A 206-nucleotide genomic window follows, 5' to 3' on the forward strand; every position below is an offset into this window, starting at 1 on the left:
GTTACTATAGATAGCCTGTTTGCTCTTTAGTTTTAAATTCTTTCCTGAGTCAATGTCAGTATCAATGATGGTAAGATACTTGTCACTACCAACTGTGATATTGCCAGTGTTCTTCAACTGACTGATGGTAATATCTGTTGATAATTTATACTTTGTATTGATACTACCCGTCTGCTTGATTTCTTTATTAATAGTAGTAAGCTGAG

At 33.5% G+C, this 206-nt stretch carries 1 protein-coding gene; it reads right to left on the reverse strand.

Going from position 1 to position 206, the window contains the following annotated elements; translation table 11 throughout:
* On the reverse strand, window positions 1-206 hold a 206-nt coding region (locus tag V6252_RS13835; protein WP_341610806.1), incomplete at both ends, for a hypothetical protein.

Origin of the sequence: Psychrobacter proteolyticus (assembly GCF_038155145.1) — a bacterium.
GTDB classification, from domain to species: Bacteria; Pseudomonadota; Gammaproteobacteria; order Pseudomonadales; family Moraxellaceae; genus Psychrobacter; species Psychrobacter proteolyticus_B.